Origin of the sequence: Gordonia zhaorongruii (genome assembly GCF_007559005.1) — a bacterium.
Lineage (GTDB): Bacteria > Actinomycetota > Actinomycetes > Mycobacteriales > Mycobacteriaceae > Gordonia > Gordonia zhaorongruii.
Window position 1 is genome coordinate 1,509,961 of the sequence record NZ_CP041763.1, and the last position, 23,304, is coordinate 1,533,264.

Here is a 23,304-nt window from a genome sequence, read left to right on the forward strand (position 1 = left end):
GTGCCAGACCCGTCGACCTATCGCCCGGCATCGGGCTCGATTCCCACCGATCCCGGCGTCTACAAGTTTCGTGACGCGCATCGGCGAGTGATTTACGTCGGCAAGGCCAAGAACCTCCGTTCCCGGCTGACCTCTTATTTCGCGGACCTGACCGGCCTGCACCCGCGCACCCGGCAGATGGTGACGACCGCGGCGTCCGTCGAATGGACTGTCGTCGGCACCGAGGTCGAGGCCCTGCAGCTCGAGTACAACTGGATCAAGGAGTTCGATCCGCGCTTCAACGTCCGCTATCGGGACGATAAGAGCTACCCGATGCTCGCGGTGACGCTGAATGAGAAGTACCCGCGCGTGTTCGTGTACCGGGGCCCGCGCCGACCGGGAGTTCGGTACTTCGGTCCGTACTCCCACGCCTGGGCCATTCGCGAGACCGTCGACCTGCTGACGCGGGTGTTTCCGGTGCGCACCTGTTCAACCGGCGTGTTCCGGCGCAACGAGCAGATGGGCAGGCCCTGCTTGCTCGGCTACATCGACAAGTGCTCGGCACCGTGCGTGGGGCGGGTGGACGCCGACGAGCACCGGGCGATCGTCGAGGACTTCTGCGATTTCCTCGCGGGTAAGACGGATCGTCTGGTCCGCAGGCTGGAACGCGAGATGGCCACTGCCGCCGAGGACTTGGATTTCGAGCGCGCCGCGCGTCTGCGCGACGACGTGTCCGCGCTCAAGCGCGCCATGGAGAAGCAGGCCGTCGTCCTCGGCAGCGGCACCGATGCCGATGTGATAGCGATGGTGGGCGATGAACTGGAGTCGTCGGTGCAGATCTTCCACGTCCGGGACGGCCGGGTGCGCGGCGAACGCGGCTGGGTGGTCGAGGTGCAGGAGAGCGCGAGCCGCGCGGAACAGGTGGAGACCTTCCTGACGCAGTTCTACGGTGCCGAGTCGGAGATGAGCTCCGGCATCCCGCGCGAGGTTCTGGTGCCGGTCCTGCCGGACGACCCGGCGCGGTTGTCCGACTGGCTGACGCAGCGACGTGGATCGCGTGTCGAGGTCCGGGTGCCGCAGCGCGGCGACAAGCGGAACTTGATGGCGACCGTCGAGCGCAACGCGTCCGACTCGCTCGTTCGGCACAAGCTGCAACGGGCAGGCGACCTGACCACCCGATCGGCGGCGCTCACCGAGCTGCAGGAATACCTCGGACTCGACGTCGCACCGCTGCGCATCGAGTGCATCGACATCTCGCACGTACAGGGCACCGATGTGGTGGCCTCGCTCGTCGTCTTCGAGGACGGTCTGCCGAGAAAATCGGATTACCGGCATTACGGCATCAAGGAGGCGGCAGGCGACGGCCGCTCCGACGACGTCGCGTCGATCGCAGAGGTCACGCGCAGGCGGTTCCTGCGTCATCGGGCCGGCGAGGGGGCGGCCCCTCCGCCTGCCGACAGCGGCGAGGCACCGGCGGACGAACGCCGGGTCCGCAAGTTCGCGTATCCGCCCAACCTGTTCGTCGTCGATGGCGGTGCGCCGCAGGTGCATGCGGCAGCGACGGTGCTCGACGAGCTGGGCGTGGCGGACGTCGCGATCGTCGGCCTGGCCAAAAGGCTCGAAGAAGTGTGGATTCCGGGTGATGATGAGCCGGTGATCCTGCCACGCAACAGCGAAGCGCTCTTCCTGTTGCAGCGGGTGCGCGACGAGGCGCACCGGTTCGCGATCACCTTCCATCGCAGCAAACGGAGCAAGCGCATGACGGCGTCGGCGCTCGACGGGATACCCGGCCTCGGCTCCACGCGCCGCACGGCGCTCGTGACGCATTTCGGGTCGGTGGCGAACCTCAAGCAGGCGAGCCTCGAGGAGATCGCGGACGTTCCCGGCATCGGCGTCACTACCGCGCAGACGGTGCACGATGCCCTGCGAGACGAGCGAGACGAGACTGTGGGTTCAGGTGAACAGAAAGGTGTCGACCGGTGAGTGACCAAAATGGGACCACGACGGTCTTGTTCGTGACGGGCATGTCCGGAGCGGGCCGGACCTCGGTCGCCAACATCCTCGAGGACGACGGTTGGTACGTGTCCGACAACGTGCCGGTGTCGCTGATCGCTCAGCTGATCGAGAAGGTGCGCAGCAGCGAGGTGGGTGCGCAGAAGATCGCGCTCGTCGTGCGGGGGAGCGATTCGTCGTTCGCCGACGACATCGCGGGACTGTGCGACGGTCTGGAGGCGGACGGAGCTCAGACGGCGGTCATCTTCGTCGACGCCTCCGACGACGTGCTGGTCCGCCGCTTCGAGCAGGTCCGCAGGCGTCACCCACTGCAGGGCAACGGCACACTGAGCGAAGGGATCACGGCCGAGCGCGAGATCCTCGAGGCGGTGCAGACCGCGGCGGGCACCGTGATCGACACGTCGAATCTGAGCTCGACCAGGCTGCGGGCGATCGTGGAAAGCACGTTCCCGCACGTCGGCGGGTCGGGTCTCTCAGTGGCCGTTCAGTCGTTCGGATTCAAGTACGGGCTGCCGATCGACTGCGACCTCGTGGTGGACGTGCGATTCCTGCCGAATCCGTTCTGGATTCCCGAACTGCGTGAGCACGACGGACGCGAGCCACGTGTCCGCGACTACGTGCTGGGACAGGACGACGCACTCGAGTTCATCGACCGCTACGTGGAGCTGGTCGGAATCGTCGCGCGGGGATATCTGCGCGAAGGAAAGGGGTACATGACGATCGGTGTCGGATGCACAGGCGGCAAGCATCGCAGCGTGGCGATGTCGCATGAGCTCGCACGACGCCTCGAGGGAGTCGCCGACGAGAACGGGCAGTCGCGCTACGAGGTGCAGGTGACGCACCGCGATCTGGGTCGCGAGTGAAGGCCGCAGCCCTCGGTGGGGGACACGGCCTCTTCAACACCCTCACCGCGGTTCGGTACCTGACCGCTGACGTGACCGCGATCGTCACGGTCGCCGACGACGGCGGCTCCTCCGGACGTCTTCGGAACGAGCTCGGCGGAATCCCGCCGGGGGATCTGCGGATGGCATTGGCCGCCCTGATGGGTGCACCGACCGCCCTGGCGGAGCGCGAGGAGCGGGATCCGGCGGCAGCCCGGCGACACATCCGGTGGTCGCGGATACTGCAGCACCGACTCGGCGGCTACGGTGCTCTCGCCGGGCATCCGGTCGGCAACCTCATGCTCGCGGGGGTCGAGGAGCTCACCGACGACGTCGTCGAGGCCCTCGACACCATCATCGATCTGTTCGGCATCGACGGTCGCGTGCTGCCGATGTCGCCGGGACCGCTCGTCATCGAGGCGGACGTGACCGGACTGGAATCCGATCCGCGCATGAGCCGCGTGATCCGCGGGCAGGTGGCCGTGGCGACGACACCGGGCAAGGTGCGACGAGTCCGGGTCATCCCCGGGGAACCCGACGCGTGCACGGCGGCGATCAGCGCGATCAGCGATGCTGATCTGGTGACGATCGGTCCCGGCTCGTGGTTCTCCAGCGTGATTCCGCACGTGCTGGTGCCCGCACAGGTCACGGCTCTGCGCGAGACGTCCGCCCGCAAGGTGCTGTTCGTGAATCTGGCGAACGAGCCGGGGGAGACCACCGGGTTCTCGGTGGAGCGTCATCTGCACGTGCTGCATGCGCATGCCGACACGCTGCGCGTCGACGATGTGGTGGTCGATGCGGGTTCGGTGTCCGTCGGATCCGAGCGCGAGCACCTGAAGAGAGCCGCCGCATCGTTCGGTGCGCGGCTGGTCGTCGCCGACCTCGCGGTGCCCGGAACGCATGAGCACGATCCACAGAAGGCAGCGCAGACCTTGAGGCGCCTGTTGGCCGAAGACACCGACCGGTAGTCTGAATTGCATTGCGCCGTCGACGCCCACCTCCCTCCAGGGCCCGACTAGGTGTGGTGGGGACGGAATTCGTGTTTGTTACAGGAGGCTACGACCAGTGGCGATGACCGGTGCGGTCAAGGACGAACTGAGCCGTCTGGCGGTGACCCAGATCAGTTGCCGTAAGGCCGAGGTCTCGGCCCTGCTGCGGTTCGCCGGCGGATTGCAGATCGTGGCGGGCCGGGTGGTCGTCGAGGCGGAGGTCGACCTCGGAAACGTCGCGCGACGTCTCCGCCAGGAGATCCACGACCTGTTCGGCTACAACTCGGATGTTCACGTCCTGCGCTCGGGCGGGGCACGGAAGAGCGCGCGCTACATCGTGCGCATCACCAAGGACGGCGAAGGTCTGGCCCGGCAGACCGGGCTGCTCGACATGCGCGGCAGGCCCGTGCGGGGCTTGCCGGCCCAGGTGGTCGGCGGCAGCGTCGGAGACGCTGAAGCGGCGTGGCGCGGTGCGTTCCTCGCGCACGGATCCCTCACCGAACCGGGCCGATCCTCGGCACTCGAAGTGAGCTGCCCGGGGCCGGAGGCCGCTCTCGCTCTCGTGGGCGCGGCACGCAGGCTCGGCGTGAGTGCTAAGGCCCGAGAGGTGCGCGGCGCGGACCGGGTGGTGATCCGCGACGGCGAGGCGATCGGCGCACTTCTGACCAAGATGGGTGCACACGACACCCGACTGGTGTGGGAGGAGCGACGCATGCGCCGGGAGGTCCGGGCAACGGCCAACCGGCTGGCGAACTTCGACGACGCGAACCTGCGCCGTTCGGCGCGGGCCGCCGTCGCGGCAGCGGCCCGTGTGGAACGTGCACTGGACATCCTGGGCGACGAAGTGCCCGACCACCTCGTCGCCGCAGGCAGCCTCCGCGTCGCGCATCGGCAGGCCTCGCTCGAGGAACTGGGCCAGCTCGCGGACCCGCCGATGACCAAGGACGCGGTGGCAGGCCGCATTCGCAGGCTGCTGTCGATGGCCGATAAGAAGGCGCGCACCGAGGGCTTGCCCGACACGGAGTCGGCCGTCACCGCCGAACTGCTGGACGATGCGTGACCGCCGGAACATGATCGACGGGACATGACCCGATAGACCTTCCGCTCACTGCGGAGATGCGGCCCACTACGCTGAAGACCAGCGGGTCGCGACAACCGAAGACCCTTTCACTCACCGCTTAAGGAGCACCACAGTGACTGTTCGCGTAGGCGTCAACGGCTTCGGCCGAATCGGCCGTAACTTCTTCCGCGCCGTTGCGGCGCAGAAGGCGCTGGGGACCACCGACATCGAGATCGTGGCCGTCAACGACCTGACCGACAACGCGTCGCTGGCGCATCTGCTGAAGTTCGATAGCATCCTGGGCCGTCTGCCGCAGGACGTGAGCCTCGAGGGCGAGGACACGATCGTCGTCGGCGACCAGCGGATCAAGGCGCTGTCCATCAAGGAGGGGCCGGCCGCGATTCCGTGGGGCGACCTGGGCGTCGACGTGGTCGTCGAGTCCACCGGCATCTTCACCGCACGGGACAAGGCCAAGGGCCATCTGGATGCGGGCGCCAAGAAGGTCATCATCTCGGCCCCGGCCTCCGATGAGGACATCACCATCGTCATGGGCGTCAACGACGACCAGTACGACGGCAGCCAGGACATCATCTCGAACGCCTCGTGCACCACGAACTGCCTCGGCCCGTTGGCCAAGGTGCTGAACGACGAGTTCGGCATCGAACAGGGCCTGATGACCACGATCCACGCGTACACGCAGGACCAGAACCTGCAGGACGGTCCGCACAAGGACCTGCGCCGCGCTCGGGCAGCTGCGGTGAACATCGTTCCGACCGGCACCGGTGCGGCCAAGGCCATCGGCCTGGTTCTCCCGGAGCTCAAGGGCAAGCTCGACGGCTACGCACTCCGTGTGCCGATCCCGACCGGCTCGGTCACCGACCTCACCGCCGTGCTCAAGAAGCAGGCGACCGCCGAAGAGATCAATGCGGCGATGAAGGCAGCTGCGGACGGTCCGCTCAAGGGCATCCTCAAGTACTACGACGCACCGATCGTCTCCAGCGACATCGTCACCGACCCGCACAGCTCGCTGTTCGACGCCGGCCTGACCAAGGTCATCGGCAACCAGGCGAAGGCCGTGTCGTGGTACGACAACGAGTGGGGCTACTCGAACCGCCTCGCCGACCTCATCGGTCTGGTTGGGAAGTCGCTGTAAAGATGGCTGTTCGAACCCTCAAGGACCTTCTCGCCGAAGGTGTCTCGGGCCGTGGCGTGCTGGTCCGGTCAGATTTCAACGTGCCGCTCGACGGCAGTGAGATCACCGACCCCGGCCGGATCATCGCGTCGGCGCCGACCCTGCGCACGCTGGTGGAGGCCGGAGCCAAGGTCATCGTGACCGCCCACCTCGGCCGCCCCACAGGCGAACCGGATCCCGCGCTCTCGCTGGCGCCGGTCGCCGCACGACTGTCCGAGGAGCTCGGGCGCAACGTCCAGCTGGCGGGCGATGTGGTCGGGTCGGACGCACTCGCACGTGCGGAGGGCCTGACCGACGGCGACATCCTCCTGCTGGAGAACATCCGCTTCGATCCGCGTGAGACCAGTAAGGACGATGCCGAGCGGGCCAAGCTCGCTGCGGCGCTCGTCGAACTGGTCGGCGAGGACGGCGCTTTCGTCTCCGACGGATTCGGTGTGGTGCATCGCAAGCAGGCGTCGGTCTACGACGTCGCCGAGCTGCTGCCCTCCTACGCGGGCGATCTGGTCGCGACCGAGGTCGACGTGCTGGCCAAGATCACCGGCGACGTCGCCGACCCGTACGCGGTGGTGCTCGGCGGTTCGAAGGTGTCCGACAAGCTCGGTGTCATCGAGGCGCTGGCGCCCAAGGTCGACACTCTGGTTATCGGCGGCGGGATGGCGTTCACGTTCATCAAGGCACAGGGCAGCCCGGTGGGCGACTCCCTTCTGCAGGCCGACATGATCGACACCTGCAAGGATCTCCTCGAGCGGTTCGGCGATGTGATCCATCTGCCGCACGACATCGTCGTGGCCGACTCGTTCGCACCGGATGCGCAGACGAGCATCGCGTCGACGGCGGACGGGTTCTCCGAGGGCATGGGCCTGGACATCGGTCCCGGTTCGGTCGAACGATTCGCCGCAGTGCTCTCCGGTGCGAAGACGGTCTTCTGGAACGGCCCGTCGGGTGTGTTCGAGTTCGAGAAGTTCGCGGCGGGGACGCGCGGGGTCGCAGAGGCGATCGCGAAGGCCACCGCCAATGGCGCCTTCAGCGTGGTGGGCGGCGGCGACTCGGCTGCCGCCGTGCGGTCGCTCGGCATCCCGGACGACGCGTTCTCGCACATCTCGACCGGTGGCGGGGCCTCGCTCGAGTACCTGGAAGGCAAGGTACTGCCCGGCCTTCAGGTTCTGGAACAGGAGAAGTGATGGCGAGCAAGACGAGCGCCGAGAAGACGATGGGCCGCAAGCCTCTCATCGCGGGCAACTGGAAGTGCAATCTGAACCACCTCGAGGCGATCGCCCTGGTGCAGAAGATCTCCTTCGCCCTGCCCGCGAAGTACTTCGACAAGGTGGACGTCACGGTGATCCCGCCGTTCACCGACATCCGCAGCGTGCAGACGGTAGTCGACGGCGACAAACTGCTGCTCACCTACGGTGCTCAGGACGTCTCCGAGCATGATTCGGGCGCGTACACGGGTGAGGTCAGCGGAGCTTTCCTGGCCAAGCTCGGTTGCACGTACGTCGTCGTGGGCCACTCGGAGCGGCGCACGCTGCACGATGAGTCGAACGAGACGGTCCTGGCGAAGACCAAGGCGGCGCTCCGGCACGGTCTGACCCCCATCGTGTGCATCGGCGAGGGACTCGACGTCCGCGAATCCGGTGAGCACGTCGCGTACAACGTCGAGCAGATCAAGGAGTCGCTGGCCGGCTTGTCGGCCGACGAGATCGCGAAGATCGTCGTGGCGTACGAGCCGGTCTGGGCCATCGGCACCGGTCGCGTCGCGAGCGCGGGGGACGCGCAGGAGGTGTGCGGTGCCGTTCGCGGCGCACTCGCCGAGCTCGCCGACCAGGCGACGGCCGATACGGTGCGCGTGCTCTACGGCGGCAGTGTCAACGCCAAGAACGTCGGCGAGATCGTGTCGCAGATCGACGTCGACGGCGCGCTGGTGGGCGGTGCCTCGCTCAAGTCCGCGGACTTCGCGCAACTGTCGGCGATCGCCGCCGGCGGCCCCCTGCTCTGATTCACCGGTTGTATCGCGTAGACTGTGGCAGGTTGTCCGGGCACATGTGCCGGGCAGCCTGCCACAGAACTTTTTCCGGCGGCGTGGCTTTTCCGGCGGCCTGCGGCCGCGACCCACAGACTGACAGGACCATCGACTCGTGACTCTCGCGCTCAACATCGGCTTGATCATCACCAGCCTTTTGCTGATCGTGCTGGTTCTGCTCCACCGCGCCAAGGGCGGTGGACTCTCGTCCCTGTTCGGCGGCGGCGTTCAGTCGAGCCTGTCCGGATCATCCGTGGTCGAGAAGAACCTCGACCGGTTGACGGTCTTCATCGGGCTCGTCTGGCTGATTCTCATCATCGGTGTCGGACTCGACATCAAATTCTCTTGATTCGACGCGTAAGTTCGGGGCATGGTCTCCGTTACGCACTCCGAGTCTGATCCCGTCGTTCGCGCCATCGCGACGCCCATGGTCGACCGTATCCTGGTCGAGGACTCGGGGCGCGCGGCGACCGAGCCGCTCCGCGACGACATCCGCTTCCTAGGCGAGCTGCTCGGCGAGGTGATCCGCGATCAGGCCGGCGAGGAGATATTCGACCTCGTGGAGAGCTCCCGGCGCGATGCGTTCGGGATCCGCTACGCCGATGTCACCCGCGACGAGCTCGCGGCCCGGTACGACGAGCGCCCCGTGGATGATCTCATGCCCGTGGTGCGGGCGTTCACCAGCTTCGCGCTGTTGGCCAATCTGGCCGAGGATCTCCACCGGGAGCGCCGCCGTCGCATCCACGTGCTGGCGGGCGACGAGCCGCAGTCGTCCTCGCTCGGAGCGACGTTCGCACGCTTGGCCCGGGCCGGACTCTCCGATGCCCAGGTCGGGTACGAGCTGAACCGCGCGCACGTGGTCCCGGTCGTCACCGCACATCCCACCGAGACACGCAGGCGCAGCGTCTTCGACGCACAGAATCGCATCACCGAGCTCATGCGGGAGCGGCGCCGCACCGAACTCACCGCCGACGAGCAGGCGCGGATCTCCCGCGACATCTCGCGGCAGATTCTGATGCTCTGGCAGACCGCGCTGATCCGGATGCGTCGCCTCACTATCAGCGACGAGATAACGACCGGCCTGCGCTATTACGGAGCGTCGTTCTTCGAGGTGATCCCGTCCCTGAACACCGACGTCCGGAAGGCGCTCACCCAGGTGTTCCCGACGGCCGGGCTCCGAGACCTGTCGATCATCAACATGGGCTCGTGGATCGGCGGCGACCGGGACGGCAACCCGTTCGTGAGCGCCGACGTGGTGACCGAGGCGACGTCCTCGGCGGCGGCTACGGTGATGCGTCATCACCTCGACGAACTCACCGATCTGCATCAGGAACTCGCCGTGTCGGTGCGCTTGATCCACGGCGTGACCGATGGGCTGTCGGCGCTGGGTGCCGGATATGCGCCGGAGTACCCCGACGGAGTCGACGACGAACCGTTCCGCTCCGCGATCGCTGCGGTGCGAGCCCGCCTGCTCGCCCGCGCGGAAGACACCTTGGGAGAGGACTTCCTCGCCCCAGCCGACCGCGAGGTCGCCTCGACGTCCGCGCCGTACACCGACGCGGACGAGTTCCTCGCGGACCTCGACGTGATCGACGCCGCCCTGCGCGCCGTCGGCGACGACGCGATCGCCGACGACCGACTCGGTGCGCTGCGGGAAGCGGTGCGTACGTTCGGATTCCATCTGTCCGGCCTGGATATGCGGCAGAACTCCGAGACGCACGAGGAGGTCGTCGGGGAACTCCTCGCCTGGGCCGGGGCGTGCGACGACTACGCCTCGCTGGACGAAGCCGACCGCGTACGCGTCCTGACTGCGGAACTGACGTCCCGACGTCCGTTGACCCGATCCGGCGCACAGCTCAGCGAACTGGCTGCCAAGGAACTCGGTGTCGTGCATGCCGCTGCCGCGGCGGTCGATCGGTTCGGCCCGAAGGCCGTGCCCAACTACATCATCAGCATGTGCCGGTCGGTCTCGGACATGCTCGAGGCCCTCGTGCTGCTCAAGGAAGCCGGCCTGTACGACGTCGGTGTCACCCCGGCCTGCAGCGTGCGGGTGGTTCCGCTGTTCGAGACCATCGAAGACCTGCAGGCCGGCGCGCAGGTCCTCACCGATGCCCTCGCACTCGACTTCTACCGTTGCCTCGTCCGCAATCAGGACGACATCCACGAGGTGATGCTCGGCTATTCCGACTCCAACAAGGACGGCGGTTACCTAGCCGCGAACTGGGCGCTGTACCGAGGCGAACTCGACCTGGTGCAGGCCGCGCGCACGGCGGGCATCCGATTACGGCTCTTCCACGGACGCGGCGGCACGGTGGGCCGCGGGGGCGGACCGAGCTACGACGCGATCCTCGCCCAACCGCCGGGCGCGGTGCAGGGGTCGCTGCGCCTGACCGAGCAAGGCGAGATCATCGCGGCCAAGTACGCCGAACCGGTGAGTGCGCGCCGCAACCTCGAATCCCTCGTCGCGGCGACGATCGAGTCATCGCTGCTCGACGTCGAAGGCCTCGGCGCCGACTCCGGGCAGGCGTACGAGGTGTTCGACGAACTCGCCGCGGCCGCCCGGCGCGCCTACTCGCGCCTGGTGCACGAGACGCCAGGCTTCGTCGAGTACTTCACCTCGTCGACGCCGCTGTCGGAGATCGGCGCGCTCAACATCGGCAGCCGGCCCACCTCGCGCAAGCAGACGGCGGCGATCTCCGACCTTCGGGCCATCCCGTGGGTGCTGTCGTGGACGCAGTGCCGGGTGATGCTGCCCGGCTGGTACGGCACCGGCAGTGCCTTCGACGAGTGGGCGGGCGACGACCCGGACCGCATCGCCGCACTCACCGATTACTACCGACGGTGGCCGTTCTTCCAGTCGGTGATGTCGAACATGGCGCAGGTCCTCGCCAAGAGCGACATGGGGCTGGCGTACCGGTACGCGCAGCTCGTCCCCGACGCGCAGTTGCGCGACCGGGTGTTCTCGATGATCGTCGACGAACACGAGAAGACCATCGCCTGGTGCGCGAGGATCACCGGCAGCGACGACCTTCTCGCCGACAACGATGCGTTGAAGCGGTCTGTCGTCAACCGCTTCCCGTACCTGGAGCCGCTGAATCTACTGCAGGTGGAACTGCTGGAGCGGTTCCGCAGCGGGGATGACTCACCGCGCACCCGCCGCGGGATCCAACTGACGATGAACGGACTCGCGACGGCGCTTCGAAACAGCGGCTAGCCCGAGTTCAAGGCCTACTTCAAGTCCAGCTGCGCGCCTGCGGCGGCATCGACGAACCACACGGTGTCCTCGGTGCCGTGCGCGCCCGCACACGGCCAGTCGGTGCGCGAGGCGCCGCCGTGCGCAGCGGACACCGCGTCAGCCTTGTCCGCCCCCGATACCAGGAACCACACCTGGCGGGAGCGGTTGATCACCGGGAACGTGAGAGTGATCCGCCGGGGCGGCGGTTTGGGGGAGTCGGTCACCGCGACCACCGGGGACAGGTCCTCGGCGGTCGCCGGGGTCCCGGGAAACAGCGAGTTGACATGCCCTTCGCCTCCCATGCCGAGCAGGTGCACGTCGAAGACGGTGTCGCTGCCGACGAGCCGCGCGTAATCGGAGGCCGCGGCGTCTATGTCGTCGCCGAAAGCGCCATCGGACGGAGCCATCACGTGCACGCGTTCCGGGTCGACCGGGACGTGATTCAGCAGTGCCTCGAACGCCTGCCCGGAATTGCGTTCCGGATGCGTGGCCGGGACGAATCTATCGTCCCCCCAGTAGATCTCGACTCGCGACCAGTCGACGGTGCCGTAGTTCCCGGCGAGGGCCCGAAGCAAGCCGATGCCGTTGCTGCCACCGGTGAGCGCAATCGACGCGGTGCCGCGGGCCTCCTGCGCCGAGGTCAGCGCATCGACGAACCGGGCGCGCGCAGTTTCGATGAGGTCAGCGGAGGTGTCGAAGATCAGGGTCTCCGCAGCCCCGCTCACAGGTCCACTCCGGTCATAACTCCTCCTCGTACTCGACGGCGGGCAGACCGTGCAGGGCGCCCTCGTACACTTCATCGGCGTCGAGGCTGCGCAGTTCCTCGGCGAGGCACTCCGCGGTGGTGCGACGCGCGAACGCCGCCCGTCCGTCCGGATGCCCGGTGCTGCGCAGGATCCCGTTGCCGTCTTCGTCCACCGTCATCGAGAGTTCGCCGTCTTCACGCAGCAGTCGGACACCGAGCGTCCCGGATAGGCGCACCACGCGGACTTTGAGCGCGTGCGCGAGCCAACCCGCGAAGACGTCCAGGCCGGGCATGTCGTAGGGGCCGATCACCTCGACCGAGACGATCGGGGTGTGCGGGGGCCGATCCAGGGCGGAGACGAGCATCGCACGCCAAGGGGTGGTCGCCGACCAGGAGAGATCGGTGTCGCCCGCCTCGTAGCCCGATCGGCGTGCCGCCAGGAATGTCCGGGGGTCGGAGGCCTGCCGGGCGTCGGTGATCCGCCGCGACGCGAGTCGGCCCAGCCGGTCGCCTGCGGGATGCTCGGGTGCACGACCGGGCCACCACGTGACGACCGGAGTGTCGGGAAGCAGGAACGGTGTCACCACTGCGGCCGGATGCTGGGCGAGCGGACCGGACAGGGTCAGCAGGACCACTTCGGAGGCTCCGGCATCGCCGCCGACCCGGATCTGGGCGTCCAGACGCGCATCTCCGGAATGGTCGTCGCGGGCCACCACGATCACGCGGCACGGGTGCTCGCGACTCGCCAGGTTCGAGGCCGAGACAGCCGCCTCGGTGTCGTCGCTGGCGTCGATGTCGATGATCAACGTGAGAACGCGTCCCAGGGTGACGGCTCCGCCGATCCTGCGCATCCGGACCAGTTTCTTGCTGACCTCGGTGGTGTCGGTGTCGGGAAGATCGACGATCATCGCAGCCTCCTCATGTCACTCACGGCCGCCGCCAGGTGCGGCCGGTTCGGCTCAGCATCTCGTCCGCGGAGGCCGGACCCCAGGTACCCGACTCGTATTCGTCCGGGTTGCCCTCCCGCGTCCATTCCGCGAGGACCGGGTCGAGGATCTGCCAGCTCAACTCCACTTCCTCGTTGACCGGGAACAACGACGGCTCACCGAGGAGCACGTCGAGGAGGAGTCGTTCGTAGGCTTCGGGGGAGGAGACGGTGAACGCCTCGCCGTAGCTGAAGTCCATGTTGACGTCGCGGACCTCCATGCTGTTACCGGGAACCTTCGACCCGAACCGGAGTGTGACGCCCTCGTCGGGTTGGACGCGGATGACCAGCGCGTTCTGTCCCAGCTCGGCGGTCATCGTGTCGTCGAAGGGGAGGTGGGGCGCCCGCTTGAAGACGAGCGCTATCTCGGTGACGCGTCGGCCGAGCCGCTTGCCGGTCCGCAGATAGAACGGGACCCCGGCCCATCGTCGGGTGTCCACCTCGAGCGCGATGGCCGCGAACGTCTCGGTCGTCGAGTCTGCGGCGAATCCCTCCTCGTCCTTGAGTCCGATCACCTTGTCCGAACCCTGCCAGCCCGGCCCGTACTGCCCGCGAGCCGAGTTCTCGGCGATCGGATGGATGTTCCGGGTGGACGACAGCACCTTGATCTTCTCGATCTGCAGGTGCCTCGGGGAGAACGACACGGGCTCCTCCATGGCGACCAGAGCGAGCAGCTGCAGGAGATGGTTCTGAATCACGTCCCGCGCCGCGCCGATGCCGTCGTAGTAGCCGGCCCGGCCGCCGAGCCCGATGTCCTCGGCCATGGTGATCTGCACGTGGTCCACGTAGTGCGAACTCCACAACGGATCGAACAACTGGTTCGCGAAGCGCAGCGCCAGAATGTTCTGCACCGTCTCCTTGCCGAGGTAGTGGTCGATTCGGAAGACCGATTCCTCGGCGAACACGCTGTTCACCAGCGCATTGAGCTCGACGGCCGACTCGAGGTCGTGACCGAACGGCTTCTCGATCACCACGCGCCGCCAGCTCTCGCCCGATGGATCGGCCATCCCGGTGCGCCGGAGCTGGCTGAGCACGACCGGGAAGGCCTTCGGTGGAATGGAGAGGTAGTACGCGTGGTTGCCGTCAGTGCCGCGTTCGCGATCGAGTGCGGTGAGCGTGTCCTGGAGTTCGGCGAAGGCGGCGTCGTCCTCGAAGGAGCCCGCGACGAAGCGGATCCCCTCCGCGAGCCGTCCCCACACCTCCTCGCGGAACTCGGTGCGACAGTTCGCCTCGACGGCCTCGCGCACGATGTCGGCGAAGTCGGCGTCGCCCCAGTCCCGGCGCGCGAACCCGACGAGTGCGAAGCTCGGCGGAAGCAGGCCCCGGTTCGCCAGGTCGTAGATCGCCGGCATCAACTTGCGGCGGGCGAGGTCGCCGGTGACACCGAAGATCACCAGTGCCGACGGACCCGCGATCCGGGGGAGCCTCCGGTCATGCGGGTCGCGCAGCGGGTTGGTCCACTTCTGCTCGGCCCCGGATCGCTTGCCGGCACCCGTCATCGGCGTGATACCCGTCTCAGCTCCGCGCCGCGTCGAGCTGTGCCGACGTAGCGCTCAGGAGTTCGGTCCAGGCCTTCTCGAACTTGTCGACGCCCTCGCGTTCGAGAACGGCGAACACGTCGTCGAGGTCGACGCCCGCGTCGCGCAGGGCGGCGAAGACCTCGCGCGAGGAGCCTTCCTGGCCGACGATCGACGACGTGTTGACCCAGCCGTGGTCGGCGAAGGCCTCGAGGGTCTTGCCGGGCACGGTGTTGACGGTGTTCGGTGCGACGAGCTCGCTCACGTACAGCGTGTCCGGGTACTCCGCGTTCTTGGTCCCGGTGGACGCCCACAACGGCCGCTGCGCGAGAGCACCGTGCGCCTGCAGATCCGGGAAGCGGGTCTCGGTCTCGAACACCTCCTGGTACGCCGCGTAGGCGAGCCGGGCGTTCGCCAGGCCGGCTTTGCCGCGGAGCTCCAATGCCTCGGGGGTGCCGATCTTGTCCAGTCGGTCGTCGATCTCGGTGTCCACGCGGGAGACGAAGAACGACGCGACCGACGCGATCCTGGCGGCATCGTGACCGTTGCGCAGGGCGCGGTCGAGACCGTCGAGGTACGCGTCCATCACCTCGCGGTAGCGCTCGACGGAGAAGATCAGGGTCACGTTGACGCTGATGCCCTCGGCGATCACGTCGGCGATCGCGGGAACACCCGCCTCGGTGGCCGGGATCTTGATGTACAGGTTGGGGCGATCGACGAGATTCCAGAGCTCGACTGCCTGCGCGACTGTCTCCGCGGTCTTGTTCGCCAATCGCGGATCCACCTCGATCGACACGCGACCGTCGAGTCCGTCGGTCGCTTCGAACACCGGTGCCAGCACGTCGCACGCCGACCGCACGTCATCGGTGGTCAGCGCCGTGATGGTGACGTCGACGTCGGTGTCTGCGGCCGCGAGGCCGTTGATCTGATCGGCGTAGGCGCCGCCACCCGACGAGATGGCGTTCTGGAAGATCGACGGATTGGTGGTGACGCCCACGATCGATCGGGTGTCGACGTACTCCTGGAGGCCGCCTGAGGAGATCAATTCACGCGACAGATCGTCCAGCCAGACCGAGACGCCGGCCTCCGACAATTCAGTGAGTTTGCTGTTCTGCGTCATTCTGCGAATCCTCTCGTGGGTCGCTGTCCGGTGAATCGTCTGGTGAGACTCGGTCTGGTGGGGCGCCGTCGAATCAGCTGCGCACGGCGCGGCGAGCGGCAGCGGCGACAGCGTCGGCGGTGATGCCGAACTCCTCGTACAGCTTGCGGTAACCCGCGGACGCGCCGAAGTGTTCGAGCGAGACGATCTCGCCGCCTGCGACGATCGCGTGCCACGGCATCGCGATGCCGGCCTCCACGGCGACCCGGGGGACGCCGGTCGGGAGCACGGACTCGCGGTAGTCGCCGTCCTGCTCGTCGAACCACTCGATCGACGGCATGGAGACGACGCGCGCCTGCACACCTTCCGCGGCGAGTGCGTCACGCGCCTCCACTGCCAGCGAGACCTCCGAGCCGGTGCCGATCAGGACCACATCCGGGGTGCCCTCGGAGTCGGCGAGGACGTAACCGCCCTTGGCCACACCTTCGTACGAGGTGCCGGTGAGGATCGGGACGTTCTGGCGGGTGAGCGCCAGCCCCACCGGGTGGTCGCGGCGCGTGAGCAGGTGTCGCCACGCGAACGCGGTCTCGTTGGCGTCCGCCGGACGGACGACGTCGAGGTTGGGGATGGCGCGCAGCGCTGCCAGGTGCTCGATCGGCTGATGCGTGGGGCCGTCCTCGCCGAGACCGATGGAGTCGTGCGTCCACACGTAGACCGGATCGATCTCCATGAGGGCGGCGAGCCGCACCGCCGGTCGCATGTAGTCGGCGAACTGCAGGAACGTGCCGCCGTACGCGCGGGTGGGACCGTGCAGCACGATGCCGGAGAGGATCGAGGCCATCGCGTGCTCGCGGACGCCGAAGTGAAGTGTGCGGCCGTAGGGTTCGGCGTTCCAGGTTCCGGTGGAGATGGACGAGGGGCCGAACGAGGTGGCACCGTCCATCGTCGTGTTGTTGGAGCCGGCGAGATCGGCGGAGCCGCCCCACAGTTCCGGGAGGATCGGGGCCAGCGCGGAGAGCACCTTGCCCGATGCGGATCGGGTGGCGACGTCTTTGTCGCCGGGCTCCCACGACGGAATCGCGTCGGCCCAGCCGTCCGGAAGCTCACCGCCGAACAGCCGGTCGAAGAGCGCCTTGTTCTCGGGGTTGGCCGACGCCCACGCGTCGAACGACTTCTGCCATTCGGTGCGAGTAGTGCGGGCGCGCTCGGCCAGGCTGCGCGTGTGCGCGATGACGTCGTCGGCGACGTCGAAGCTCTTGGCGGGGTCGAAGCCGAGGAACTCCTTGGTTCCGGCGACCTCGTCTTCGCCGAGTGCGGCGCCGTGCGCCGCACCGGTGTTCATCTTGTTCGGTGCGGGCCAGCCGATGATGGTGCGCAACACGATGATCGACGGCTTGTCGGTGACCTGCTTGGCCGCCTCGATCGCCTGCTCGATGCTCGTGACGTTCTCACCGCCGTCCACGGTCTGCACGTGCCAGCCGTAGGCCTCGTAGCGCTTCGCAGTGTCCTCACCGAGGGCGATCGCCGTGTCGTCCTCGATGGAGATCGCGTTGTCGTCGTAGAAGACGATGAGGTTGCCCAGCTCCTGGACACCGGCGAGCGAAGACGCCTCCGAGGTGACGCCCTCCTCGATGTCGCCGTCCGACGCGATCACGTAGACGTGGTGATCGAATGGGCTCTCGCCCGCAGGCGTCTCCGGATCGAGCAGGCCGCGCTCGCGGCGGGCGGCCATCGCCATGCCGACCGCGGAGGCGAGGCCCTGGCCGAGCGGGCCGGTGGTGATCTCGACGCCCTTGGTGTGGCCGTACTCCGGGTGGCCGGGGGTGAGCGATCCCCACGTGCGCAGCGCCACCAGATCGTCGAGTTCGAGTCCGAAACCGCCGAGATACAGCTGGATGTACTGGGTGAGACTGGAATGGCCGCACGAGAGGACGAAGCGGTCCCGGCCGACCCATGCCGGATCGGCCGGGTCGTGGCGCATGACGCGCTGATACAGGCTGTAGGCGAGCGGCGCCAGGCTCATCGCGGTGCCCGGATGACCGCTTCCGCAGTTCTGAACCGCATCGGCGGCCAGGATGCGGGCCGTGTCGACGGCCTTCGTGTCCAGCTCGGTCCAGTTCTCGGGGTGGGCCGGTTGGGTCAGCGCGCGGATCTCGTCGGTAATGGCCACGATCGTGGGTTCTCCTGTGCGTCGATACTGTTCGTCCCGTCGGACGGCTTAGACGTCGTCCAGCCTAGCGGGACGGTGGCGGTTCGCGCGCAGGAGGCGCGATGTGGGCCCGGTCGCATCGCGCTCATCCCGATTCTTCTCCGCGAGTGGACCGGGGCTACCATCGCTTGTAGTAGAAGTCGGTTTCGACGTGGTCAGCGGAGTTCGTCTGAGTTTCCGGCGGTCACGACATGAGGAGCATGAGTGAGGACTCGGGAGAGTTCCGGCGTCAGCGTCGGCTCGGAGACGGCACCGCACACCGGATGGCAGCGGGTGCGCGCCACGGTCCTCGCCTACATCGCGCTCACCAAACCGCGTGTCATCGAGTTGCTTCTGATCTCGACCATCCCGGTGATGCTCCAGGCCGATCGCGGGACGATCGACATCGGGCTGATCCTGCTCACCGTGGTCGGCGGCTGGCTCGGCGCCGCGAGCGCGAACAGCCTGAACATGGTCGCCGATGCGGACATCGACCAGAAGATGAAGCGCACACAGAAACGGCCGCTCGCCCGCAAGGCGGTGCCGACCAGGAACGCGCTGATATTCGGCATTGTCCTGGCGATCGCGTCGTTCCTGGTCCTGTTCTTCGCCGCGAATCTGCTGGCCGCGATCCTGGTGATGATCACCATCGGCTTCTACGTGTTCGTCTACACGCTGATCCTCAAGCGCCGCACGTGGCAGAACGTCATCTGGGGCGGCGCGGCCGGCTGCATGCCCGCTCTCGTCGGCTGGGCGGCGGCCACCGGAACATTGAGTTGGCAACCCGTCGTGCTGTTCCTCGTCGTGTTCTTCTGGACGCCGCCCCACACGTGGGCGCTCGCCATGCGGTACCGCGAGGATTACCGAGCGGCAGGCGTGCCGATGCTTCCGGTCATCGCGAGCGATGAGAAGGTCACCGCCCAGATGCTCGGGTACACGGTGCTGACGGTGATCACGTCGTTCGTGCTCATCCCGGCAGCGGGCTGGATCTACCTGGCCATCGCGCTCCTGACCGGCATCTGGTTCATCTGGGGTGTCACCAAGCTGTACCGCGAGACCCGCGCCGGTGTGGAACTGAAGCCGCTGAAGATCTTCCTGCTCTCCAACGAGTACCTGGCGCTGTTGTTCTGCGGCCTGGCCGTCGACGCGATCCTCGACCTGCAGACGGTCGCCAACTACTTCTGACCCGAACGTGGTGTGCCCTGGTCGCCGGCTTGCGAGTCAGGGAATCAGTGCGGTGGCCCCGGTGGTGCCCCGTGACTCCAGCGCCCGGTGCGCGTGCTCCGCGTCGGCGAGGGGGAAGGTCTGACCGACCGACACGTGGAGTGTTCCATCGGCGATCGCGCCGAAGAACTCGTCCGCACGCCACCGGAACTCGGCGGGATCGGCGATGAAGTGCGCGAGCGTCGGCCGCGTGACGAAGAGGGACCCGGCGCCGTTGAGGCGCTGCAGGTCGAACGGCGGCACCGGACCGCTCGCTCCGCCGAAGAGGACGACGGTGCCGCGCACCGCGGTGGCCGCGACCGACGAATCGAAGGTATCCGCGCCGACCCCGTCGTAGACGACTCCCGCACCCCGGCCGGCTGTGAGATCGCGAACGCGCGAGGCCAGGTCGTCGTCGTAACGCAGGACGTGCGCGGCGCCCGCCTTACGGGAGAGCTCCGCCTTCTCGTCTGTCGAGACCGTGCTGATGACGGTGATGCCGCGAGCGGCCGCCCACTCGGTGAGGATCAGTCCGACGCCGCCCGCACCGGCGTGCACGACGATCGTGTCGCCCGATGCCGGATGGGCGCTCCCGTCGAGCAGGTAATGGGCGGTGAGTCCCCGCAGCAGCGCGGATCCGGCCACCGGGTACTCGACGTCCGCAGGTACCCGCAGCGCACGCGCCGCAGGCACGAGGGCCTGCTCGGCATAGCTGCCCGGCGAATCGCACCAGGAGACCCGGTCGCCGACCGTGAGATCGGTCACGTCGGGGCCGAGTGCGATCACCTCTCCGGCACCCTCGCTCCCGGGCACGTACGGCGGATTCGAGGGGTAGCGGCCCTCCCTGAGGTAGGTATCGATGAAGTTGACGCCGGCCGCACGTACCCGGACGAGCACTTCTCCTGCATTCGGGACCGGGTCGTCGGCATCGACGAGATCGAGGACTTCGGGGCCGCCGTGACGGGACACGTGGATCGCGCGCATGACCTCAGTTTCGCACGCCGGTATGATTCTCCGCATGACTGAAGAGGACACCGCAGTGCAGACCGAGGACTCGGTACAGGCAGCCGATGCATCGCAGGAGGGCGCCTCGATGGCAGAGCCGTCGGTGAAGGTGCCGTCCGACGTGGTCGGTTCCATCCGGGGCTTCCTGAAGAAGCAGGGCGGTTCCGCGACGGCCGTGCTGCAGCCGGTCGGCGAAGCCGGGGTCCGCATCACTCTCGTGGGCGAGGACGGTGGTCTGCTCGGAGACCGCATGGTCGACGATATGACGACGGCGAAGGCCGTGGTCGATTCGGTCGACGGACTCGAGGTGGGCGAATGGGACCGCGAGCTGACCTCCGTCGCGAATGTCCGTCCGGCGCACTGGCGGAAGATGGCCGGATGGGTCGCCAAGCAGAAGCGTTTCCCTCAGGCGCGCAACAGCAGAATTCTCGACTGAGCGAGCTCACCTGTCGGTGAGTGCCCTGTCCCGGATGGCGCTCACCAGCAGGTACGTGGCGCCCGCCATGAGCAGTGCCGCACCGAACATGTGGAGAACGACCATCCACTCGGGCAGGTCGGTCGAGTACTGGACGTAGCCGATCACGCCCTGCAGCAGGATGATCCCGCCGAAGGTTCCCGCGGCCCGCCGGGAGGGCAGCGTCGCGATCACGGTCAGCAGGATCAACGCAGCAGTGACCCCGACGAGAGCCCACACCGCATCGACGTGCAGTTGCGTGGCCTGGGTCGGTTCCAGACCGTTGCGATGCGAGTCGATGTCGCCGGCGTGCGGTCCGGAGCCGGTGACGACTGTCCCGAGATACACGGCAACCCAGGTGATCGCGTACACGATCCAGGAGATGCCGACCGCGAACCTGGTGATGACCGGCGAAGCTGTGGGGGCGATGTCGCGCGCCCGTGCCGGGTCGGTGTGGAACACGAGCCAGGCGGCCAGCGAGATGATCAGCATCGTCGCGAGGAAGTGGAAGGCGACGACCCATGGGTTCAGGTTCGTCAGAACCGTTATGCCCCCGACCACGGCCTGCAGCGGTACGCCCAGTGCGATGCCGGTGGCCAGACGGCGTGCTCTGCGATCGACGGGCCGGTGCCGCATGGCCGCCAGCCACGTCGCGACGGCGACGGCGACCAGTAACCAGGTGAGCATCCGGTTGCCGAACTCGATGACGCCGTGGATTCCCATCTCCGCGTGCGGGGTGAGCGATCCGGCGGTGCACTGCGGCCAGGTGGGGCAGCCCAGGCCCGAATCGGTCACGCGGACCGCACCGCCGGTGACGACCAGCAGGACATTCGCGATCAGGTCTGCGATCGCCCAGCCGAACAGGAACCGGCGGGTGGGAGCTTTGAACCCCGCCCACGACGCGATCAGGGACTTCTTCTCTGCTGTCTGGCTCATTCGAACCGGAACCACCTCACTGCGAGCGCGCCGCCGATGACCGACCAGGCCACCAGTACGCCGATACCGAACAGGTCCACCGACGAATCGAGAGCCATCCTGAGCGCCTCGGTGAGGGCGCCGGATGGGGAGCAGCGGGCCACCCAGTGGACCGCTGCGGGCACATGCTCGTCGAACACGGTCAGGCTGGCGAGCGCGAGGAGCACGAACCACACGAGGTTGGCCAGTGCCAGCACCACCTCCGCCTTGAGGGTGCCGCCGAGCAGCAGACCGAGTGTGGAGAACGCGATGGTGCCGAGCGCGATCAGGATCACGCCGAGAGCCAGCCCGGTGGCAGACGGGCGCCACCCGAAGGCGAGGCCGATGCCGCCGATGATCAGCGACTGCAACGCGACGACGAGGACGACCGCGGCCGACTTTCCCGCGATGATGCCCCACCGGGGGATCGGCGTGGCGCCGAGACGTTTGAGTGCACCGTAGCGGCGGTCGAAGCCGACGGCGATCGCCTGGCCGGTGAACGCTGTCGACATGATCGCGACAGCCAGGATCGCCGGAACGAAGGTGGTCGCACGGTCGGCGGCGGTGTCGCCCGCGCCGGTGTCGATCGGCAGGATCGACAGTCCGATCAGCAGAGTTATCGGGATGAACATGGTGAGCAGCAACTGCTCGCCGTTGCGTAGGAGCAGGGTCAGCTCCATACGCGTCTGGGCGGCGAGCATGCGAATCAGCGAGGCCGGGGCCGGTGCGGGTGCGAAAGTCCCCGCGCGGAAGCGGTTCTGCGCCGTGCCACTCGCGACGTCGGCGGGCTCGGTCATGCGCGCACCTCTCGGCCGGTCAGCTCCAGGAACACGTCCTGCAGGGAGTTCGTGTCCACGGCGAGCCCGGTGATCAGCACATCGTGCTCGGAGCACCACCTCGTCACGTCGGCCACGACGGCGGGGGTGATCTCACCGTGGACCAGATGATCGCCACCGGGAGTGCGGGTACACGAGTACCCCTCGGGGAGCACCGATCCGAGGGCGAGCGGGTCGATGCCCTCCGCGGTGATCCGCAACTGGCCGCTCGCGTCCCGGCGAACCAGGTCGGCGGGAGTCCCCGAGGCGACGGCCCGTCCTCGGTCGATGATCACGATGTGGTCGGCGAGCTCCTCGGCCTCATCCAGGTGATGTGTGGTGAGCAGGACGGAGACTCCATCCGAGCGCAGTCGGGAGATCAGCTCCCACACCATGATCCGGGCGTGCGCATCGAGTCCGGCGGTCGGCTCATCGAGGAATACCAGCTCCGGACGACCCACGAGCGCGCACGCCAGCGAAAGCCGCTGCTGCTGCCCGCCGGAGAGCCGGCGGAACGGGGTGCCCGCGATGTCGGCGATGCCGAGCACATCCATCAGCCAGTCCGGGTCGATGGGATCCGCACTGTAGGACGCGCACAGCCGAAGCATCTCGCGGGCCTTCGCGCCGGGGTAGGCGCCTCCGCCCTGCAGCATGACTCCGATACGGCGGCGCATCTTGTCGTTGTCGGTGACCGGGTCGAGTCCGAGGACCCTGACCTCGCCGGAGTCGGCCCTGCCGAATCCCTCGCAGATCTCCACGGTGGTGGTCTTGCCTGCACCGTTCGGTCCGAGGAGTGCGAGTACCTCGCCGCGCCGCAGGTCGAGATCGAGCCCGTCGACAGCGGTAGTGTCACCGAACCGTTTGATCAGGTTCCGGATGTGCAGAGCGGCACCATCTGCGGCCCCGTTGCCTGCAGCACGGTCGGTGGGACCGTTCGGGGAGGTGAGGGCATCGTGCACGCCCTTCAGAC

The 23,304-nt window shown here is 67.6% G+C and carries 20 protein-coding genes; 11 read left to right on the top strand and 9 right to left on the bottom strand.

The annotated features are described in order from the left end of the window. The 9 genes from uvrC to ppc all read left to right on the top strand — a co-directional run bounded on the left by uvrC (nucleotide 1) and on the right by ppc (nucleotide 11,348). Entirely contained in the window at nucleotides 1-1,962 is a 1,962-nt protein-coding gene (gene uvrC / locus FO044_RS07005; RefSeq protein ID WP_132994368.1) for an excinuclease ABC subunit UvrC, read from the top strand. 41 nt (nucleotides 1,963-2,003) lie between these two features. Further along, nucleotides 2,004-2,855 (top strand): RNase adapter RapZ, encoded by an 852-nt coding sequence (rapZ, locus tag FO044_RS07010; RefSeq protein ID WP_132994412.1) that lies wholly within the window; start codon nucleotides 2,004-2,006, stop codon nucleotides 2,853-2,855. Next, a complete protein-coding gene (locus FO044_RS07015; RefSeq protein ID WP_132994367.1) occupies nucleotides 2,852-3,841 on the top strand; it encodes a gluconeogenesis factor YvcK family protein in 990 nt (329 codons plus the stop codon). The genes rapZ and FO044_RS07015 overlap by 4 nt, the downstream gene beginning before the upstream one ends. A gap of 103 nt (nucleotides 3,842-3,944) precedes the next feature. Continuing rightward, entirely contained in the window at nucleotides 3,945-4,922 is a 978-nt protein-coding gene (whiA, locus tag FO044_RS07020) for a DNA-binding protein WhiA (RefSeq protein WP_186290594.1), read from the top strand. A 133-nt stretch (nucleotides 4,923-5,055) separates the two neighbouring features. Continuing rightward, complete coding sequence (gene gap, locus FO044_RS07025; RefSeq protein ID WP_132994365.1) at nucleotides 5,056-6,075, top strand: type I glyceraldehyde-3-phosphate dehydrogenase; 1,020 nt, start codon at nucleotides 5,056-5,058, stop codon at nucleotides 6,073-6,075. Nucleotides 6,076-6,077: 2 nt separating this feature from the next. Beyond that, nucleotides 6,078-7,295 (top strand): phosphoglycerate kinase, encoded by a 1,218-nt coding sequence (locus FO044_RS07030; RefSeq protein ID WP_132994364.1) that lies wholly within the window; start codon nucleotides 6,078-6,080, stop codon nucleotides 7,293-7,295. Between the two features lie 29 nt (nucleotides 7,296-7,324). Next, entirely contained in the window at nucleotides 7,325-8,110 is a 786-nt protein-coding gene (gene tpiA / locus FO044_RS07035) for a triose-phosphate isomerase (RefSeq protein ID WP_132994411.1), read from the top strand. A gap of 139 nt (nucleotides 8,111-8,249) precedes the next feature. Next, on the top strand, nucleotides 8,250-8,483 hold the full coding sequence (gene secG, locus FO044_RS07040) for a preprotein translocase subunit SecG (RefSeq protein ID WP_132994363.1): 234 nt from the start codon (nucleotides 8,250-8,252) through the stop codon (nucleotides 8,481-8,483). Nucleotides 8,484-8,504: 21 nt separating this feature from the next. Beyond that, entirely contained in the window at nucleotides 8,505-11,348 is a 2,844-nt protein-coding gene (ppc, locus tag FO044_RS07045; RefSeq protein WP_132994362.1) for a phosphoenolpyruvate carboxylase, read from the top strand. Nucleotides 11,349-11,362: 14 nt separating this feature from the next. Here the strand turns inward: ppc and pgl are convergent, their stop codons facing one another. The 5 genes from pgl to tkt form a co-directional block, all read right to left on the bottom strand. After that, on the bottom strand, nucleotides 11,363-12,094 hold the full coding sequence (pgl, locus tag FO044_RS07050; protein WP_235831564.1) for a 6-phosphogluconolactonase: 732 nt from the start codon (nucleotides 12,092-12,094) through the stop codon (nucleotides 11,363-11,365). A gap of 13 nt (nucleotides 12,095-12,107) precedes the next feature. Then, entirely contained in the window at nucleotides 12,108-13,022 is a 915-nt protein-coding gene (locus FO044_RS07055) for a glucose-6-phosphate dehydrogenase assembly protein OpcA (RefSeq protein WP_132994360.1), read from the bottom strand. Between the two features lie 19 nt (nucleotides 13,023-13,041). Beyond that, nucleotides 13,042-14,598 carry a glucose-6-phosphate dehydrogenase gene (gene zwf / locus FO044_RS07060; RefSeq protein ID WP_132994359.1) on the bottom strand — a complete coding sequence of 519 codons (1,557 nt, stop codon included), beginning with the start codon at nucleotides 14,596-14,598 and terminating at the stop codon, nucleotides 13,042-13,044. Between the two features lie 16 nt (nucleotides 14,599-14,614). Then, nucleotides 14,615-15,736: a transaldolase gene (gene tal, locus FO044_RS07065; protein ID WP_132994358.1), complete on the bottom strand. Its 1,122-nt coding sequence runs from the start codon at nucleotides 15,734-15,736 to the stop codon at nucleotides 14,615-14,617. Nucleotides 15,737-15,809: 73 nt separating this feature from the next. Further along, on the bottom strand, nucleotides 15,810-17,885 hold the full coding sequence (gene tkt / locus FO044_RS07070) for a transketolase (protein ID WP_132994357.1): 2,076 nt from the start codon (nucleotides 17,883-17,885) through the stop codon (nucleotides 15,810-15,812). Between the two features lie 243 nt (nucleotides 17,886-18,128). Here tkt and FO044_RS07075 point away from each other — a divergent pair, with 243 nt between their 5' ends. Then, nucleotides 18,129-19,088 (top strand): heme o synthase, encoded by a 960-nt coding sequence (locus FO044_RS07075; protein ID WP_132994356.1) that lies wholly within the window; start codon nucleotides 18,129-18,131, stop codon nucleotides 19,086-19,088. 36 nt (nucleotides 19,089-19,124) lie between these two features. Here the strand turns inward: FO044_RS07075 and FO044_RS07080 are convergent, their stop codons facing one another. Then, complete coding sequence (locus FO044_RS07080) at nucleotides 19,125-20,090, bottom strand: quinone oxidoreductase family protein (RefSeq protein WP_132994355.1); 966 nt, start codon at nucleotides 20,088-20,090, stop codon at nucleotides 19,125-19,127. A gap of 109 nt (nucleotides 20,091-20,199) precedes the next feature. On the opposite strand from FO044_RS07080, the gene FO044_RS07085 reads away from it, so the two are divergent. After that, nucleotides 20,200-20,547 carry a hypothetical protein gene (locus FO044_RS07085; RefSeq protein ID WP_132994410.1) on the top strand — a complete coding sequence of 116 codons (348 nt, stop codon included), beginning with the start codon at nucleotides 20,200-20,202 and terminating at the stop codon, nucleotides 20,545-20,547. A 6-nt stretch (nucleotides 20,548-20,553) separates the two neighbouring features. Here FO044_RS07085 and FO044_RS07090 read toward each other — a convergent pair whose 3' ends face one another. Genes FO044_RS07090 through FO044_RS07100 form a run of 3 tightly spaced genes read right to left on the bottom strand, consistent with a single transcriptional unit; the run spans nucleotide 20,554 to nucleotide 23,293 of the window. Beyond that, on the bottom strand, nucleotides 20,554-21,501 hold the full coding sequence (locus FO044_RS07090) for a COX15/CtaA family protein (protein ID WP_132994354.1): 948 nt from the start codon (nucleotides 21,499-21,501) through the stop codon (nucleotides 20,554-20,556). Further along, nucleotides 21,498-22,316 carry an ABC transporter permease gene (locus FO044_RS07095; RefSeq protein WP_132994353.1) on the bottom strand — a complete coding sequence of 273 codons (819 nt, stop codon included), beginning with the start codon at nucleotides 22,314-22,316 and terminating at the stop codon, nucleotides 21,498-21,500. The genes FO044_RS07090 and FO044_RS07095 overlap by 4 nt, the downstream gene beginning before the upstream one ends. Next, nucleotides 22,313-23,293, bottom strand: coding sequence for an ABC transporter ATP-binding protein (locus FO044_RS07100; protein WP_132994352.1), 981 nt, complete (start codon nucleotides 23,291-23,293; stop codon nucleotides 22,313-22,315). Before FO044_RS07100 ends, FO044_RS07095 begins: the two co-directional genes overlap by 4 nt. Between the last annotated feature and the right edge of the window lie 11 nt (nucleotides 23,294-23,304).

Excerpts from the sequence above, each read along its gene's own strand:
- rapZ (WP_132994412.1), top strand. The coding sequence starts at position 2,004 with ATGTCCGGAGCGGGCCGGACCTCGGTCGCCAACATCCTCGAGGACGAC.
- whiA (WP_186290594.1), top strand. The coding sequence starts at position 3,945 with ATGACCGGTGCGGTCAAGGACGAACTGAGCCGTCTGGCGGTGACCCAG.
- FO044_RS07030 (WP_132994364.1), top strand. The coding sequence starts at position 6,078 with ATGGCTGTTCGAACCCTCAAGGACCTTCTCGCCGAAGGTGTCTCGGGC.
- tpiA (WP_132994411.1), top strand. The coding sequence starts at position 7,325 with ATGGGCCGCAAGCCTCTCATCGCGGGCAACTGGAAGTGCAATCTGAAC.
- ppc (WP_132994362.1), top strand. The coding sequence starts at position 8,505 with ATGGTCTCCGTTACGCACTCCGAGTCTGATCCCGTCGTTCGCGCCATC.
- FO044_RS07055 (WP_132994360.1), bottom strand. The coding sequence starts at position 13,022 with ATGATCGTCGATCTTCCCGACACCGACACCACCGAGGTCAGCAAGAAA.
- zwf (WP_132994359.1), bottom strand. The coding sequence starts at position 14,598 with ATGACGGGTGCCGGCAAGCGATCCGGGGCCGAGCAGAAGTGGACCAAC.
- tal (WP_132994358.1), bottom strand. The coding sequence starts at position 15,736 with ATGACGCAGAACAGCAAACTCACTGAATTGTCGGAGGCCGGCGTCTCG.
- FO044_RS07080 (WP_132994355.1), bottom strand. The coding sequence starts at position 20,090 with ATGCGCGCGATCCACGTGTCCCGTCACGGCGGCCCCGAAGTCCTCGAT.
- FO044_RS07085 (WP_132994410.1), top strand. The coding sequence starts at position 20,200 with ATGGCAGAGCCGTCGGTGAAGGTGCCGTCCGACGTGGTCGGTTCCATC.
- FO044_RS07090 (WP_132994354.1), bottom strand. The coding sequence starts at position 21,501 with ATGAGCCAGACAGCAGAGAAGAAGTCCCTGATCGCGTCGTGGGCGGGG.
- FO044_RS07095 (WP_132994353.1), bottom strand. The coding sequence starts at position 22,316 with ATGACCGAGCCCGCCGACGTCGCGAGTGGCACGGCGCAGAACCGCTTC.